The organism is Streptantibioticus parmotrematis (assembly GCF_019890615.1).
Classification (GTDB): Bacteria; Actinomycetota; Actinomycetes; order Streptomycetales; family Streptomycetaceae; genus Streptantibioticus_D; species Streptantibioticus_D parmotrematis.
Map to the genome: position 1 here is coordinate 85,321 of NZ_JAINVZ010000006.1, position 15,999 is coordinate 101,319.

The following is a 15,999-nucleotide window of genomic DNA, read 5'->3' on the forward strand; positions in this document are numbered from 1 at the left end:
GCGACGGCCGCCCGACACCTGGAGGTGGCCATGGGCGCGGAGATCCCCGTCGAACTGCGGGCCAGCGCCGTCGTCTTCCGCGACGACCGGGTCCTGCTGGTCCGGCGCGACCGGCGGGACGACTGGGTGCTTCCCGGCGGATACCCCGAGGCCGGCGAGTCCCTCGCGCACTGCGCGGAACGCGAACTCGCCGAGGAGACCGGCCTGCGACGCCGGGCCGAGGGCTGCGTGCTGGTCCTGGAGGCCGACGGCGAGCAGCTGACCCACCGTGTGGTGGACGTGGTCTTCCTGGCGCACGAGGACGATGACGGTCAGGCGCACGACGACCGGGACGCCGCGGAGGCCGACGAGCCGCTGACCCGGCGCAGCCCCGGCCTCGCCCCCGCGTTCGTGCCGCTGGCCGACCTCCCGGGCCTGCGGCTGCACCCGGCCCCGCTGGCCCGGCTGCTGGGCGCCGTGCACGCGCGGCGGGACGCCACGGCGGCCGTGGTGGACAGCGGGTCGCACCCCTGGGAGATGGCTCTGGACCTGGGGGAGTCGGACGACGCGAGCCACCACTGACCCCGGGGCGGCCCGCCTCACGAGCCGGGCGGGGGCTGGTCGTCGTCGGCCGGTCGCCGCGCGGCCGCCGCGGTCACGAACACCCACGAGAAGACGCCGAGGAAGACCGCGAGCGCCAGCAGCACGTCGAACGGCAGCGGCCACGCCAGGGCCACCACCCAGGCCAGCACCCCACCGCCGACGACGCACACGGCGAACGTCGCGGCGTGCGTCGTGAACCGCCTCAGGCGCTCCCGCGGCGGGCGGGAAGTGGATCGGGGCATGGGTCCTCCTACCTTTGAGGTAGGGACCGTTGGCGGCGGGTGGCCGCGGACGACGGCGAGCCCCTCCGCCGTATCGCCCGTTCAGGATAGGCCGGATCGGCCGGTCCGGAAGCCGCCGAAGGGGTGATGCCGTGCGACGGCAGCCCCCAGGGCGCCGTAGACCCATCCGGCGGCGACGTCGCCGGGCCAGTGCACCCGCAGCCTGACCCGGCTGACACCCACCGCCAGCGCGTACACCACGGCCGCGTTCCTGGTGGCGGCCCGGTGCGCGGGGAAGAGCGCGTCGGCCGCCACGGCCGGGGCGAAGGCGGCGAGCGTGGCGTGCCGGGACGGGAAGCTCCAGCCGTCGCAGGCCGCCAACCGCCGTGCCGCGTCTGGCCGTTCACGGCGTACGACGGCGCACAGCACCTCCCGCCCGAGGTCCGCGCAGCCGAGCGCGGCAAGGGGTCCGAGGGCGGCGAGCGGGCCACGGCCCCGCCGCAGCACGGCGAGCGCGGCGACGGACGTGAGCCCGTAGGCCACCGGGCGGGAGCCGAGCCGGGTCACGAGACGCGCGTACGGCACGTCCCGGCCGCGCTCCGACGCGCCGAGGCGCTCCAGCAGCCACCGGTCGACGTCCCGCGGCCCGTTCACGCCCGCGAGGACGCGGCGGAAGGGTCCGGATTCCATCAGGGGCTCCTTTCGGGCCGGGGCGCGCCGATCGGGGCGGACCACGTGGGGTCAGGCGAGCGCGGTCACCAGCGCCACCACGGCGATCAGCACGACGAGCATGTAGGTCAGGTAGGCGTCGAGGCGTCCCGACTGAAGCCGCCGGGCGGCGGCCACCGCGATCCGCAGGGGCCGCAGCAACGGCCGGTAGAGGTAGGTCTCGACGATCTCGACGACGTCGGAGCTGTACTCGTAACGCGCCCCGGCGGCCATCTGGTCCGCGACCGGCGCGCCCGCCTCCCGCGCGTCCGCGCGCGCCGCCTCCTCTCCTTCGAGCGTGCGCACCTGTGCCCTGGTCATCAGCACCCCGGCCAGCACCCGCCGGGTGGGGTTGGCGTAGCCGTGCGAGGTGTACCAGGCGTCGCCCTCCACGCCACCGGTGGCGGAACGCCAGGCCGGCACCCGGCGCACCCGTAGCGAACGGCCCCGGCTGAGCCCGGTCAGGGCCGCGAGGACGGCGACGAACAGCACCGGCATGGCGATCCACAGCCACGACGGCGACAGCACCGAGAACGTGGGGAAGACCGGCCCCAGCACCCAGGGCCCGCCGAGCGCCCCCCGCACCACCGACGCGGGCACGATCGGCGCGATCCCGGTGGCCACGGCCCGTACCTCCAACGGCGCGACCGCGCACAGGCCCAGGCAGGCCAGCGCGAGCGCGACGATCCCACCGCTCGCCGCGACCCCCGCGTCGGCCGCCCCCGGCAGCGGTTGCCGCGGGGGCGAGCCGAGCGCGGTCAGTCCGACCAGCCGCACGAACGCCACTCCGGCGAATCCCACCGTCAGCGCCACCAGCGCACCGGCCGCCGCCATCGCCAGCCGCTCACCCAGCGAGCCCACCCTGAACTGCTGCATCAGGGACTCCAGCAGCATCCACTCGGAAGTGAACCCGCAGGTGAGCGGCAACCCGGCCAGGGTCAGGCAGCCGATGGCGAAGCCGGTGCCGCTGCGCGGCAACGCCCGCCCGGTGCCGCGCAGTTGGTCCAGCCGGTCGGTCCCGAAGGCGTGCCCGAGCCGGTGCGCCGTGGTGAACAGCAGGGTCTTGGCGAGCGCGTGGGTGATCACCTGGAGGGTGGCGGCGAGCAGCCCGACCGCCACCAGCCGCGGTTCCCGCATCGTGGTGCCGATCAGCGCCACCGAGTAGCCGGTGACGATCAGCCCCGCGTTCTCCACCGAGGAGTACGCCACCACCCGCGACAGCCGGTCCTGCACGGCGGCGTGCGCGATGCCCAGCAGCGCGCTCGCCGCACCGGTCAGCAGCAGGAGCACGGCGAGCCAGTGCGGCGGCGCGCCGAGCAGGCGCAGGGTGCGCCACAGGCCGTAGAAGCCGACGTTGACCGCGGCGCCCGCCATGACCGCGCGCGCCGGACCGGGCGCCGAGGCGTACCCGGTCGGCAGCCACACCTGCACCGGCGCCAGCCCCGCCTTCACCGCGAACCCCGCGATCAGCAGCACGTACGCGGTGGTACGGGCCGCGCCGTGCGGGGCGGCGGCGAGCCCGTCGAGCGACAGCGCGTGCGCCCGCACGGCGAGCAGCAGCAGCCCGAGCAGCAGTAGCGCGCCGCTCGCCTTGCTGAACCCGGCGGTCAGCAGGCTCGCCGCCGCCCGGCCCGGGCGCAGCCGGTCGAACCCGGCCAGCAGGTAGAACGCGAAGCCCAGCAGTTCCCAGCCGAACAGGAAGCCGAACGCGCCGCGCGCGGTGAGGATCAGGGCCGCCGCGCCGAGCAACAGAGCCAGCACCGCGGCGAGTCCGCGCCGGGTGCGGCCCAGCGGGCGCAGGGGGTCGGCGGCGCACCAGGTGGCGGGCGCGGCGGTGCCGAAGGTGATGACGAGGAAGAGCCCGGACAGCTTGTCGGTGCCCACCCCGTCGTCGCCCGGCACCGCGAACAGCGAACCGGTGCCCGCCTGGTGACCGGCCATCGCGGCGGCCCCGACGACCACCATGCCGCCGCACGCCACCGCGCAGCACAGCAACGAGAAGCGGGCGTGCCACGCCCCGGTGAACCGTCCGGTGGGCAGCATCGCGGCGAGGTCGGTCACCGCGGCGAACGCCAGCAGTCCCCAGCAGGCCAGGAGCAGCGTCGTCATGCCCGTCCCTCCTGCCTGCCGCCACCGGTCCGCCCGCGACGGTCCGCCTCGTCGGTCCGCCCGCGACGGTCTCCCTCGCCGATCCGCCCGAGGGCGAGCAGGATGCCGTGCAGCAGGCTGAACGGGCTCGGCGGGGAACCCGGCACCCACACGTCCACCGGCAGCATCCGTCCCACGCCGTCGGCGGTCGCGTACGAGGGCGAGACCAGGCCGCCGCTGATGGCGTCCGTGCCGGCCGCGATCACCACGGTGGGCTGGGGCATCGCCTCCCTCGTGCGGGCCAGCGGTTCCGCCATGCCCAGTGATCCCGCGCCGGTGACCAGGAGGACGTCGGCGTGGCGGGGGCTGGCGGTGAAGAAGATCCCGAGGCGGTGGATGTCGTAGACGGGATTGCCGAGCGCCAGGACCTCCCACTCGTCGCTGCCGTCGGAGCCCGCGTCCACGTGGCGGATGTGCACCGAGCGGCGCAACGCCCGCACCCGGCGCCCCAGATCTTCGCGCAGCCGCCCCAACTCCTCGTCGTCATCATCGGGGCTTTCCGGCACCACCAGCGTCCGGCGGGACAGCCGGGCCGTCTCGGTGCCCCGGTGGACGGAGAACAGGTCCGGCCTCGCCTGTACGCACCGCCCGCACAGCACGCACCGGCCCCGGTCCAGCCGCAGCCGCCCGTCGTCGCCGCGCGAGATCGCGGCGGTGGGGCAGACGTTCTCCGGCTCGCCGTCCGAGGCGGTCGACTCCCGTTCCACGACGTCGATCCCGCCGGGCCAGGCGTCGGCCTCGGGATCGGGGCGCGCCGGATAGCGGGTGGTGACCACCCCCTCGCGCAGCCCGCGCAGCACCCATGGCATGCCCGTCACCTCCGTGGCCCGGTCATCGCGCCGCTCCCGCCACGGACAGGCCGAAGCTCGCCTCGATGAAGGGGAAGTCGGTCAGGATGTCCCCGTTGAACACCTCGTGCAGCAGCACCAGGTTGTGGAACGAGGCGGAACGCGGATCGCACCGGGTGACGCGGCCCTGACGCACCCGGAGCAGATACAGCACCTCGCCCTGCGGTGCCTCCGCCCAGCCCAGCGCCCGCCCGTCCTCCACGTGCACCGGCGCGGCGCACGTCCCGTCACCCGGCGACTCCCGTAGTTCCTGGACGACTTGGCGGATCAGGTGGAAGGACTGCCCGACCTCGTCCCAGCGCACTTTGAGCCGGTCCATCGCGTCGCCCGCCGCACGCGGCGGCAGCGGTGTCATGGCGAGGTGCGGATAGGCGTCGTAGGGGCGCTCCACGCGGGCGTCGGCGTGGAACCCGGACGCCCTGCCCACCGGGCCCAGCGCCCCGTGCGAACGGGCGAGCGCGCCGTCCAGCCGCCCGGTGCCGCGCAGCCGGTCCAGGAACGACGGCGTCGCCATCAGCGCCCGCGCGTCTCCCTCGACCGCCGCCTGGAGCCGGTCCAGCCGGTCCAGGATCTCGATGGGCGCCAGGCGTGGCATCGCGGTGACCCCGCCGGGCACCACCACACCGCGCCCGAAACGGCTGCCGCACAGCGCGCCGACCAGCCGCAGCACGCGTTCCTTGTGCGTGCCGAACCGTGCGGTGGCGACCGCGAGCCCCGCCGCGTCCGACAGCTTCAGCGCCACGTCCAGGTGGTTGGCGACGCGTTCGAGCTCGGCGTGCAGCACGCGCACCAGCGCCGCGGGCCGGGGCACCGCCGCCCCGGCCAGGCGCTCCACCGCGTGCGCGAACGCCAGCGCGTGCGCCACCGAGGCGATGCCCTCGACGCGTTCGGCCAGCAGCACGGCGTCGTACGGGGTCATGCCCTCGAAACGCTTCTCGATCCCGCGATGTTTGCCGAACAGCCGGATCTGGAGCCGGGGGATGTCCTCGCCCGGCGTCTCCACCAGGTACTCCACCGACTCGAACACACCGGAGCGCACCGGCCCGTGGGGAATGGTGAACAGGCCGGGCCCGGTCACCACGCGCGGCAGCGCGAACTCGTCCGGAGGCAGGTCGTCGGGCATCCCCGGCTTGCCGGGCCGGGGCAGCGGCGCCGACGGGTCCTCCAGCGGCAGCAGCAGCGGATCGGGGCGCGGATGCCCGTACGGCTCCAGGCCGAACAGGTCGCGGATCGCCCGCTCGTACCAGAACGCGGCCGGCACCAGCGGCGTCAGCGACGCGAACCGCGTGGCCATCGGCGGCAGTCGGACGTCCAGCGGCTCCACGGTGCCGTCGTGCGCCAGCAGCGCCGTCAGGTCCACCCCGTCCGGTGTCAGGCCGGCGGACAGCCCGGCGAAGCGCTGTCCGTCGCGCACCCGGGCCGCCACCTCGTCCCGCAGCGTCTCGGCCGTGGCGGCCCCGGTCACCGGCTCCGCGCTCATCGGCCCCCGCCTCCCAGCTCGGCCGCGCCCCGCCCCAGCAGCGCGGTCAGGTCCGCCGGGGGATGCACGCCCAGCAGCACCAGCGCCGCGAGCCCCACCAGGACCGGCGTGATCATCCACCAGGACGGTTCGCGCACCGGGATCGCCGCCGCGCCCAGCGACCGCAACCGCGGGCGCCCGGACGGCACGACCACCATCCGGGTGGCCGCGGTCGCCAGCCCCAGGAACGCCAGTGTCACCAACGCCACCAGCACCGCGGCCCAGCCGCCGCGCGTGGAGCCCAGACCGCCCGCGACGATCTGGAACTCGCTGCGGAAGATGCCGAACGGCGGCAGCGCGGCCAGCGCGAAGACCGCCACCAGGAACAGCGGCGCGCTCACCGGCAGCCGCTCCATCGCGCCCCGGATGCGGGAGATCTCCTTGGTGCGGTAGGTGCGCGCCAGCACGCCCGCGCCCATGAACGCGTTGCTCTTGGCGGCGGCGTGCGCCAGCACGTGCAGCAGCGCGCCCGCGGAGGCGAGCGGAGCGCCGAATCCCACGGCGACCGCCAGGATGCCCATGTGCTCCACCGACGAGTACGCCAGCAGCCGTTTGACGTCGTGCTGGTCGAGCACGTACAGCGCGGCCAGCAGCAGCGAGGCGACGCCGAAGGCGAGCAGGACGCGCTGGGGGAAGACCGGGCCGACCGCCGCGCGCGCCACCTGGAAGTAGCGCAGCACCGCGTAGAAGCTCACCGCCAGCAGCGAACCGGACAGCATCGCGGAGACCGGGGTCGGTGCCTCGGCGTGCGCGTCCGGCAGCCAGGTGTGCATCGGCACCAGCCCCGCCTTGGTGCCGAATCCCACGACCGCCAGCACGAACGCCAGCCGTACGGGGGTGTGCGGGAGCCGTCCACCCGCCTGGAGCAGCTTGGTGATCGACAGGTCGTACGCGCCGCCGAACACCGTCGAGCCCGCGTAGTACATGACGATGGTGCCCAGCAGCGCGATGCCCAGGCCCACCGAGGCCAGCAGCACGTACTTCCACGCCGCCTCCGAGGCGTCCTCGGTCGCGTCGATCGCCACCAGCAGCGCGGAGACCACGGTGGTGATCTCCACCCCGATCCACAGCAGCGCCAGCCCGTCGACCAGGCAGGCGCACATCATCGACCAGGCGAACAGGTTCAGGCCCGCGTGGAAGCGGCGGGCGTAGCGCGTGAAGCCCTCCTCGCCCTCGTCCTCGCGCAGATACCCCACGGCGTACACGGAGGTGACCGCGTAGACGAACGCCGCCGCCAGCACGAACACCCCGGCCAGCGCGTCCAGTCGCAGGAATCCCACCTTCAGCCCGCCGTGCGCCGCCGACGGCACCAGGGCGATCGCGCAGCCCAGCGAGACCACACCGGAGGCCACCGTGCAGGCCCGGCCGACCGCGGGCGGCGCCACCGCGCTCAGCACGACGGCGGCGAACGGCAGCACCGCCAGCACGATCAGCAGGTCACCCATCCCGCTCACCCCCGCAGCCTGGTCAGCGCGGCGGTGGACAAGGTCGCGGTGCGCGAGTGGTGCACCCGCATCAGAAAGCCGAACACCACCACCGCCACCAACAGGTCGAACAGGAAGGCCACTTCGAGGATGAGCGGCAGACCGGCCGCCACCACCAGCGAGGCCAGCGACACCCCGTTCTCCAGCGAGAAGAACCCCACCGCCTGCGACACCACGTCGGAGCGCACGATCATCAGCACGAACGACACCCCGACCACCGCCACCGCCAGGCCCAGCGCGGTCGTGGGCAGGACCCGGCTGCTGACGTGCAGCTGGTCCACCGCGAAGAACCCCAGGCCGCCCACCAGGAGGGCGACCAGCACCTCACTGGCGACGCTCAGCGTGCCGCTGCCCGCGATCTCCGCGTCGGCGTCCCGCAGCAGCCGCAGCACCAGCCACGGCACCACGACCACCTTCAGCGCCAGCGACAGCGCGGCCAGCGCGTACAGCTCCGGCACGTCCCGCACCGCGGCGACCACCACGGCCAGCGCGGAGACCAGCAGCGACTGCACCGCGTACAGCCGCACCTGACTGCGCAGCAGCGCCGTGCGCAGCATCGCGAACTCGGTCAGCAGCACCAGGACCGCGATGGCGTTGGTGGTCCCGGCGTAGATGCTCGGCACCGGCCGCATCAGCCACCTCCCAGGTAGAGGGTGAACACCGCCAGCACGGCGAGCAGGAACGCCGCCGCCACGAACTCGGTGATCTTGAACAGCCGCAGCTTGGCGAAGGAATTGTCGATCACCGCCACCACCAGCCCGATCACCAGCGCCTTGGCCACCAGCAGCACGACGGCCAGCACCACGTCGGAGGCGTCCCGGGTGGACGACAGGCCCCAGGGCGCGAGGAAGACGTTGATCAGGATGGTGTAGAGGATCAGCTGCTTCATCGCCGAACCCCACGTCAGCAGCGCGAAGTAGGGACCGGAGTACTCGAAGGAGCGGGCCTCCTCGATCATGCCGAACTCGTTGGTCGAGCGGTGCGCCTCGACCGGGATGCGGCCGGTCTCGTAGAGGATCACCAGGAACAGCGCGGCGGCGGCCAGCAGATGGGACGGACGCAGGATCTGGTCCGCCCCGGACCGCACGGTCGCGGCCATCGCGTACGGCAGGTCGGTGCCGGTCACCAGCGCGACCGCGAACACCACGAAGAGCATGACCGGTTCGGTGATGGCCGCGAACGTCTTGGACCGGCTCGACCCCAACTGGGCGTACGGCGAGCCGGTCTCGGCCGCCCCGACCGCCACCGCGAACGAGGCCAGCGACAGGATGATGCCGCCGCCGAGGATGTCACCCATGTAGCCGAGCGGCAGACCGTAACTGGTGAGCACCGGGATCAGCAGAGGCACCGTCAGGTAGCACACCATCGCCAGCACCGGCGCCGCCAGGAACACCGCACTCGCGCCCACCGGCGCCAGCGACTCCTTGCGGAACAGCTTGGCCAGGTCGTAGTACGGCTGGAGCACCCGCGGCCCGCGCCTGCCCTGCATCCGGGCCTCCGCGGTCGCGATGAACCCCGAGACGCCCGGCGCGGCGACCAGCACGGTCAGCGGCTGGAGCGCCTGCACGGCGGCGACCGGCATCCCGCTCACCAGGTGCCTCCCGGGGCCGTACGCTGCCGGGGCGCCCCGCCGTTCCCGACGGGGCCTGCCTGGTGGACCGGGGCCACCTCCGTCATCTCGCCTCCGCCAACTGCCGGGACAGCCGTGATCGGCCGTCGGGTGGTCAGTGGTAGAGGCCATCAGCGGCACCCGCGCCGCGGTTGTGGCGAGCCCCATCGCCGGACTCCCAGTGTGGGCCCGCGCTCGGCGCCACCGCAAGGCCGGGCCGCCACATGGGTGACGCGCCACGGTGGGCGGGGCACCCCGCCCGGCATCGAGGGACCTACGGGGCCGGAACGCCGAAGACCCTCGCGTACAGGTCCTCGCCGTGGCTGGTCGGCCGCGGCACCCCCGGGGTCAGCCGGAAGGTGCGGGTGCCGTCCTCGCGGCGCTCCGCGCGCAGGAACAACGCGTCGTCGGCGTGGCGTTCCCGCAGGCCGTGTGCCAGGTCGTACAGGTGCGTCACCAGCACCACCTTGACGCCGCAGTCCAGCAGCGCGCGGACGATCTGCCGCGCGACCTGCGACCCCTCGCGCTCGTTGGTGGCCGCGAACGACTCGTTGAACAGCACCATGCCGCCCGGGGTGATCCGGTCCGCGACGGCCGCCATCCGGGCCAGCTCCTCGTCGAACTTGCCGCTGACCATCTCCGCGTCCTCCTCGCGCCGGCAGTGCGTGAACACGGCCGTGCGCACGTCGGCGCGGAACGCCCCGGCGGCCACGAACATGCCCGCCTGCGCCATCAGTTGGGCCAGTCCGACAGCGCGCAGGAAGGTCGACTTGCCGCCCTCGTTGGCACCGGTGACGACCACCAGGCCGACACCGTCGGCGTCCGCGGCGTCGATGTCGTTGCCCACCACGCGTCCCTCGCGGCGCAGGCTCAGGCACGGGTCGTACAGTCCGCGGCAGACGGTCACCGGGCGGCCGGGCGGCAGCGGCTCGGGGAAGCACACCGGCTCGCCCTTGCCGGTCAGCTTCTCGTACGCCTTCACGCACGCGACGTAGAAGCCGAGTTCGCGGCGGAGCATGGTGAAGAAGCTCAGGATGTGGTCGCAGGAGCGGGCCAGCGCGTCGGCCGCCAGGTCGACACCGCGGTCCCGCAGTTCGGACAGCGCCCGGGCGCCGGTCTCGTCGCGGTCGGGGAGCCGGTAGGTGTAGGACGGGCTGACGTTGCGGGTGATGCGGTCCCGCCAGCCGGGGCCGGGGTGGGGCTCGCGCAGCACGTAGCCGGTGCCCACGCAGCCGCGTCCCAGCGTGGCGCTGACCATCACGCCCGACTTGAAGCGCAGTTGCCGCAGATGCGAGTCGACGGTCTCGAACCAGGCGTCGTCGAGTTCGGCCTCCAGCATGCGGAAGAACGCCGTCATGCCCGGCGAGCGGAACTCCTCGGCGTGCGCGTCGCGGATCGCCCGCAGCTTGCGCAGCGCCCCGGTGAACATCTCCATCGCGGTCACCGAACGGCTCAGCACGGACTCCGGCGTGCGCAGGAAGCTGGGCCAGATGTGGTGTTCCGCGGCGATCGTCTCCACCGCGAGGTTGTACAACTCGACCGCGGTATCGGTGTGTTCCACGCAGTCGCGCAGCACCCGCTGCCGGTAGACGATCTCCTGCGGGCCCGTGAGCGGGCGGGTCAGCACCCGCAGGGCCACGTCGCGCAGGAAGGCGTCGTCGTCCGACATCGCCTCCAGCAGCGTGTCCAGACCGAGGTCGCGCACGGTGTCCGGGGTCTCGGGCGGCGGGTCCGCCGCCCAGTCGACGTCCCGGTCCCGGTGCAGCAGGAACGCCTTCATGACGCGACCCCCTCCTCGGTCCGCTCGTCGTCGTCACCGGTGCCGGCCACCCCGGCCCGGCCGGCGATCCGGGCCACCAGCCGCTCGTACGTCAGGCCGTACTTGTCGGCGATCGCCAGGGCGTACGACAGGCCGTCCGCGGGCCTGCGCACGACACGGAAGGTGCGGGTGGCGGGGTCGTCGGGCACCACGGTGCTGACCATGCTCACCGTGGACCCGCTCAGTGACGCCAGCTCGTCGACGAACGTGACGCACACGCACAGCGCGTCCAGCGCGATGATCCGCTCCAGCACCCGGGTGCCCAGGACGACCGCGTCGCGCAACGTGGTGGAGGTGAAGACCTCGTTCATCACGATGACGCTGTCGGCGGTGGCGTGGTCCAGGATGTCGCGCACCCGCACCAGGTCGTCCTGGAGCTTGCCGCTCAGGTCCCGCAGGTTCTCGCCGCGTTCGAAGTGGGTGAAGACCCGGTCGCACAGGAAGAGCCGGGCCCCGGTGCCGGGCACCGGACAGCCGAGGGCCGCCAGGTGGTGCAACTGGCCGAAGGTCCGGGCGAACGTGGTCTTGCCGCCCTGGTTGGGCCCGCTCACCACCAGCACCCGCTCAGGCCCCTCCAGGTGGAAGTCGTTGGGGACGACGCGTGTACCGGATTCCACCAGTTTGTCGGCGAGCGCCAGGTCGAACACCTCGCGTCCGCCGATCCGTTTGGACCGGTCCGAGACCTCCGGGTAGCAGAACGAGAGCCCTGAGGCCGCGATCCGCCCGGTGAACTCCCGCCAGGCGACGTAGAACTGGACCTCCCGGTCGAACCTCGCCACCTCCTCGTCCAGGAACGCCGCGTGCCGCCCGGCGAACGCCTCCAGCGCGTCGAAGACCTCGGGGAAGAGCAGCGCCACGCGGTCCAGGACGGCTTCCTCGACGTGGTTCATGGCCACGTGGTCGCCGAATCCGACGAGATGGCCCTCGCCCTCGGTCTGCTTGAACTTCTCGAACGCGGCCAGCACCCGCTCGCCGTAGTCCGCCTCGCCCTCGTAGCGACTCACCTTCACCCGCCCGCCCGTGATGGTCAGGCAGTAGCGCACCGACGCCAGTCCCCGCCCGACGTCCTCGGCGTCGCGCAGCAGACCCGTGAAGGCGCCGGACCTGGCGTACCCGGTGACGTGCTCGTGGACCGCCCGCAGCCCGGCCGAGCGCGGGCGCGCGCCGTCCAGGACCCGCACCAGCCCGCGCACGGCCGTGCCGTACTCCTCGACGGCGGTCAGGAACCAGCTGTCGCGCTGGTGCGGATGACGCAGTTCGCCGGCCCGGCGCACCCGGCGCCGCACGTCACGCATCCGTCGCGCGAAGGCGTCCACGCCCGCGGCGACGGCGTGGTCCTCCAGGTCGCGGAAGACCTCGTGCCGATGGGCGACGGCGTCCACGGTGCGCAGCCGGTGGCGGAAGAAGGGCGCCAGGTCGTACTCCTCGCGCCCGGCGGTGAGCGCCGCGACGACCTGGTCGAGGTTGAGGTCGGCGAAGCAGGCGGGCTCCGCCACGCCGTCCGCCACGGCCGCCGCGTCCCGCGGATCGGCGAACAGAACACTGGGTGACGACACCTCGGCCCACCTCCGGCACGACGTCATGGCAGGACACACCACCGCGACCAGAGGCCATCAGCACGACGACGTGCGGGCAAGGGCGAGCCTCATCACCCGCTCCCATGGTGCCCCCGCGACACGCCCTCCCGCCAGTCCGCCGCCCGGGCATGCCCGGGGACGGCCCGCGCGGGGCCGGTCGGTCTCCTTTACGCGGGGAGGGGGCGGCGCGTTCACGGGCCGGGAAAGCGGCCTTGAGCACGCCTCCCACCTGGGCGGATGTACAGAACTGAGAGACTACGTGGGGGTCTTGGGGACGTTATGAGGATTCACCGGTACGGTGTGCGGCAGTCGATCGCCGGTTCATGGCGCGATCGTTTGAAAAATAAGGGGGCCTATGCCCATGTCACGCCTGCGCATAAGACACCGCGGCCGCAGACTCGCCCGGGTCGCCGGTGCCGCGGGTCTGGTGGCCGCAGTCATGGGGGCCGGGATCGCTCCGGCCGACGCCAGCACCAAGCCCGGCGCCGACAACCACGGAGGCCTGGTCAACATGGACGCCACCCCCACCGGGGGGAAGGCGGCCACCCACGCGGCCCGCGGCGCCACCACGGTGTCGATGCCCGCGCCCACCGGCCCGTACAAGGTCGGAACGGTCAGCCTGCACCTGAAGGACACCTCGCGCACGGACCCCTACGTCCCCGGTCACCAGACCCGGGAGCTGATGGTCTCGCTGTGGTACCCGACGGACAGCACCACCGGCCACTCGCTGGCCCCGTGGATGCCGTCGCTGACCGCCGCGCACTACCTGGCCGGTCTCGGCGTGCGGGCCGGTTCGCTGACCCTGCCCACCACCGCCGGACACGTCCTGGCCCCGGTGGACACCAAGGCGGGCAAGCTGCCGGTGCTGCTGTACTCCACCGGTCTGCACTCGGACCGCGCCATGGGCACCGCCCTCGTCGAGGACCTGGCCAGCCGCGGCTACCTGGTCGTCGCCGTGGACCACACCCACGACGCCAACGAGGTCGAGTTCCCCGGCGGCCGGCTGGAGACGGACACCATGCCGTCCAACGCCCACTCCTCCGACACGCTCGCGGTGCGCGCGGCCGACGTCAAGTTCGTCAACAACGAACTGGGCCAGATCGCGAACGGCAAGAATCCGGACGTCGACGGCGCCAAGCTGCCCACCGGGCTGCTGCGCGACGTCGACATGACCAAGATCGGCATGTTCGGCTGGTCGCTGGGCGGGGCCGCCGTGGCCACGTCCATGCAGGCCGACTCCCGCATCGACGCGGGCGCCGACCTGGACGGCACCTTCTACGGTTCGGCGACCTCCGAGAACCTCAGCCGTCCGTTCATGCTCTTCAGCTCCGCGACGCACAACCGCAACGACGACTCCAGCTGGGCCACCTTCTGGTCCCACCTGAAGGGCGTGCGCTACGACCTGAAGATGGCCGGCTCGGCGCACCTGACCTTCAGCGACAACGAGGTGCTGCTGCCGCAGGCGGCGAACCAGCTCGGCCTGTCGCAGTCCCAGGTGCAGCAGACCCTCGGCACGATCGCGCCCGACCGCGCGATCCAGGTCGAACGCACCTACCTGGCCGCCTACTTCGACCAGGAGCTGCTGAAGAAGAAGAGCAGCCTGCTGAGCGCCACCTCCTCGTCGTACCCGGAGATCAGCTTCGTGAAGTGACGTGGCGGTACCCGCGTCAGGCGGCACCGCGGGGCCGGTTCCCGGATCACGGGACCGGCCCTCTTCCGTTCGCCCCCGACTCTCCTCGCCCCGTCTCTCCTCGCGGCCGTCGCGCCGGACTACGCGGGGCCCTCGGTGAAGTCCACCGGCAGCACCCGTTCCCCGGTGCGCACCCGCAGCCCCTCGCCCGTCAGGTACGAGGCCGCCCGCGCCGCCGGGTCGGCGAGCCTGCGCAGGTGGACCGCGCAGCCCAACAGCACCGGGTCCAGGACCCGGTGAGCGGCACCCAGGGCCTGCGCCGCCCGCGCCTCCAGCAGCGTCCCGTCACGCAGCCGCAGCAGGCAGCGGTCGGGGCCGAGGGCGGCCACCAGCACGTCGACGCCGGGCAGTTGGGCCGCCTTGCGCTCCAGCCACTCCGCCGGCGGCAGTTCGGCGTCCACGACCGTGCGCGCCACCACCTCCGCCGAGTGGGCACGGCGCGGATGGGTGTCGAGGTCGGTGACGGCGAGGAAGCCGCGCGGTTCGTCCGGCGGTTCCGGGGCCACAGGCCTGCGTCGCACACCGACCGTCCCGTCGTCGAGCCGAAGTCCCGTCACGTCGTAGGCGACCGGAACCGCCTGCCGCACCGGCCACGGCGCGGGCACGGGGCGCGGTCGCGGCGGGGCGTCCGGCACGGTGACGCCGCGGTGCGCCAGGAAACCGTAGATGTTCCGCCGCAGGATCTCGCCCGCCCTGCCGGGCGCGCCGAGCTGTGCCTCGGTGATCTCCCGCGCGCTGTCCGGCTTGTGGTGCTCGATGCCCTGCCGCACCTGCTCGAACAGGTCGCCGTCCGGGTCGAGCCGGGGCGTCCGAAGGGCGAACCGGGCGGCGGGGGAGACCGGGTCCAGCTCCGCGAGCCCGGTCGCGGCCAGCAGCGTCACGCGGTCCGCCGAGGACGCGTAGAAGGTGGTGCTGCCGTGGTCGCCGATGACCACGTCACAGGCGATCGTGGCGGCCCGCCACCCCTCCTGCGCGGGAACGAGCATCAGCCCCGCGTCCAGCGCGTCGGCCAGCCGGCCGCGCACCCCCAGCTCGCCCACCCGCGCCCAGACGTTCGGGTGCAGCACCGCGGCCACCGCGTACTCGTCCACCGGCAGCGCGGTCACCAGCCGCAGCGGCAGATCGGGGCGGCTGCCGATCAGCGAGTGCTCACCCCAGGTGGAGTGCAGCACCACCAGCTTGCGGTCGCCGCGCAGGCCGAGCGACCGGCGGTACTCGTCGCGGCGCGGCACGCTCGCCGTGATCCGGTCGAAGCACCAGTCGCCGACCACCACCGCGCGCGGCACCGCCCGCGGGCAGACGCTCGCCAGCCGCTGGACCTGCTCCTCGTGGGAGACGCCGATCACCGCGGGAACCACCTTGCCGAAGCGGGTCAGTTCACGCCGCGACAGCCCGGCCGGGGAGACCGCGTCCCCGGTGGTCTCGCGCACCAGGCGGTTGTAGCCCGCGCCGTGCGGCAGCACCATCAACGGCGCGCGCAGCCGGTGCATCGAGGCGTTCACCGTGCACGCGACGGCGAGGTCGAAGCGCTGCCGCACCGCCTCCCGCCACGGCAGCACCCGCGCGCCGACCGCCGTCAGGTACTCGTCGAGCCCGGCGGCGAAGGCCGAACCGGGATTGACGGTGTACGTGACCTCGACGTCGTCCTCGGGGCGCAGCAGGGTGAGCACGTCGAGCAGCCGGGTCGCCGAGGTCAGCGTGCGCACCACGCCCAGCACCCGGGCCTTCGGCCGCCAGGTGTCCCACCGCTCCGCGGTGGCACGCCGCCTGGCACCGCGCGACAGCAGGACCACG

General features: G+C 73.5%; 13 protein-coding genes and 1 riboswitch. Of the genes, 2 read left to right on the forward strand and 11 right to left on the reverse strand.

Annotated elements, in window-relative coordinates:
• The first annotated feature begins 30 nt into the window (after nt 1-30).
• Complete coding sequence (locus K7472_RS11695) at nt 31-561, forward strand: NUDIX hydrolase (protein WP_222976954.1); 531 nt, start codon at nt 31-33, stop codon at nt 559-561.
• Nucleotides 562-578: 17 nt separating this feature from the next.
• On the opposite strand, the gene K7472_RS11700 is transcribed toward K7472_RS11695, so the two are convergent.
• From K7472_RS11700 to K7472_RS33430, 10 genes are all read right to left on the reverse strand, one after another.
• Entirely contained in the window at nt 579-824 is a 246-nt protein-coding gene (locus tag K7472_RS11700) for a hypothetical protein (protein ID WP_222976956.1), read from the reverse strand.
• Nucleotides 825-905: 81 nt separating this feature from the next.
• Nucleotides 906-1,493: a phosphatase PAP2 family protein gene (locus K7472_RS11705; RefSeq protein WP_222976958.1), complete on the reverse strand. Its 588-nt coding sequence runs from the start codon at nt 1,491-1,493 to the stop codon at nt 906-908.
• 51 nt (nt 1,494-1,544) lie between these two features.
• A complete protein-coding gene (locus tag K7472_RS11710; RefSeq protein ID WP_222976960.1) occupies nt 1,545-3,620 on the reverse strand; it encodes a proton-conducting transporter transmembrane domain-containing protein in 2,076 nt (691 codons plus the stop codon).
• Nucleotides 3,617-4,468 carry an NADH-quinone oxidoreductase subunit B family protein gene (locus K7472_RS11715; protein ID WP_222976962.1) on the reverse strand — a complete coding sequence of 284 codons (852 nt, stop codon included), beginning with the start codon at nt 4,466-4,468 and terminating at the stop codon, nt 3,617-3,619. The genes K7472_RS11710 and K7472_RS11715 overlap by 4 nt, the downstream gene beginning before the upstream one ends.
• Nucleotides 4,469-4,490: 22 nt before the next feature.
• The gene (locus tag K7472_RS11720) at nt 4,491-5,987 is read right to left on the reverse strand and encodes a hydrogenase large subunit (protein ID WP_222976964.1); all 1,497 of its coding nucleotides are present in this window, start codon (nt 5,985-5,987) and stop codon (nt 4,491-4,493) included.
• Nucleotides 5,984-7,471 (reverse strand): proton-conducting transporter transmembrane domain-containing protein, encoded by a 1,488-nt coding sequence (locus K7472_RS11725; RefSeq protein WP_222977193.1) that lies wholly within the window; start codon nt 7,469-7,471, stop codon nt 5,984-5,986. Before K7472_RS11725 ends, K7472_RS11720 begins: the two co-directional genes overlap by 4 nt.
• A 5-nt stretch (nt 7,472-7,476) precedes the next feature.
• Nucleotides 7,477-8,133 (reverse strand): hydrogenase, encoded by a 657-nt coding sequence (locus K7472_RS11730; protein WP_308013870.1) that lies wholly within the window; start codon nt 8,131-8,133, stop codon nt 7,477-7,479.
• Nucleotides 8,134-8,141: 8 nt separating this feature from the next.
• Nucleotides 8,142-9,092 carry a respiratory chain complex I subunit 1 family protein gene (locus tag K7472_RS11735; protein ID WP_222977194.1) on the reverse strand — a complete coding sequence of 317 codons (951 nt, stop codon included), beginning with the start codon at nt 9,090-9,092 and terminating at the stop codon, nt 8,142-8,144.
• 142 nt (nt 9,093-9,234) lie between these two features.
• Nucleotides 9,235-9,300: riboswitch (Fluoride riboswitch) on the reverse strand.
• Nucleotides 9,301-9,393: 93 nt separating this feature from the next.
• The gene (locus K7472_RS11740) at nt 9,394-10,899 is read right to left on the reverse strand and encodes a MutS-related protein (protein WP_222976967.1); all 1,506 of its coding nucleotides are present in this window, start codon (nt 10,897-10,899) and stop codon (nt 9,394-9,396) included.
• Nucleotides 10,896-12,494: a MutS-related protein gene (locus K7472_RS33430; RefSeq protein WP_222976969.1), complete on the reverse strand. Its 1,599-nt coding sequence runs from the start codon at nt 12,492-12,494 to the stop codon at nt 10,896-10,898. Before K7472_RS33430 ends, K7472_RS11740 begins: the two co-directional genes overlap by 4 nt.
• Nucleotides 12,495-12,870: 376 nt before the next feature.
• Here K7472_RS33430 and K7472_RS11750 point away from each other — a divergent pair, with 376 nt between their 5' ends.
• Nucleotides 12,871-14,166, forward strand: coding sequence for an alpha/beta hydrolase (locus K7472_RS11750; protein ID WP_252395467.1), 1,296 nt, complete (start codon nt 12,871-12,873; stop codon nt 14,164-14,166).
• A gap of 119 nt (nt 14,167-14,285) precedes the next feature.
• Here the strand turns inward: K7472_RS11750 and K7472_RS11755 are convergent, their stop codons facing one another.
• Nucleotides 14,286-15,998 (reverse strand): hypothetical protein, encoded by a 1,713-nt coding sequence (locus K7472_RS11755; protein WP_222976971.1) that lies wholly within the window; start codon nt 15,996-15,998, stop codon nt 14,286-14,288.
• Nucleotide 15,999 lies beyond the last annotated feature (1 nt).

Excerpts from the sequence above, each read along its gene's own strand:
- K7472_RS11695 (WP_222976954.1), top strand. The coding sequence starts at position 31 with ATGGGCGCGGAGATCCCCGTCGAACTGCGGGCCAGCGCCGTCGTCTTC.
- K7472_RS11700 (WP_222976956.1), bottom strand. The coding sequence starts at position 824 with ATGCCCCGATCCACTTCCCGCCCGCCGCGGGAGCGCCTGAGGCGGTTC.
- K7472_RS11705 (WP_222976958.1), bottom strand. The coding sequence starts at position 1,493 with ATGGAATCCGGACCCTTCCGCCGCGTCCTCGCGGGCGTGAACGGGCCG.
- K7472_RS11710 (WP_222976960.1), bottom strand. The coding sequence starts at position 3,620 with ATGACGACGCTGCTCCTGGCCTGCTGGGGACTGCTGGCGTTCGCCGCG.
- K7472_RS11715 (WP_222976962.1), bottom strand. The coding sequence starts at position 4,468 with ATGCCATGGGTGCTGCGCGGGCTGCGCGAGGGGGTGGTCACCACCCGC.
- K7472_RS11720 (WP_222976964.1), bottom strand. The coding sequence starts at position 5,987 with ATGAGCGCGGAGCCGGTGACCGGGGCCGCCACGGCCGAGACGCTGCGG.
- K7472_RS11725 (WP_222977193.1), bottom strand. The coding sequence starts at position 7,471 with ATGGGTGACCTGCTGATCGTGCTGGCGGTGCTGCCGTTCGCCGCCGTC.
- K7472_RS11735 (WP_222977194.1), bottom strand. The coding sequence starts at position 9,092 with ATGCCGGTCGCCGCCGTGCAGGCGCTCCAGCCGCTGACCGTGCTGGTC.
- K7472_RS11740 (WP_222976967.1), bottom strand. The coding sequence starts at position 10,899 with ATGAAGGCGTTCCTGCTGCACCGGGACCGGGACGTCGACTGGGCGGCG.
- K7472_RS11750 (WP_252395467.1), top strand. The coding sequence starts at position 12,871 with ATGCCCATGTCACGCCTGCGCATAAGACACCGCGGCCGCAGACTCGCC.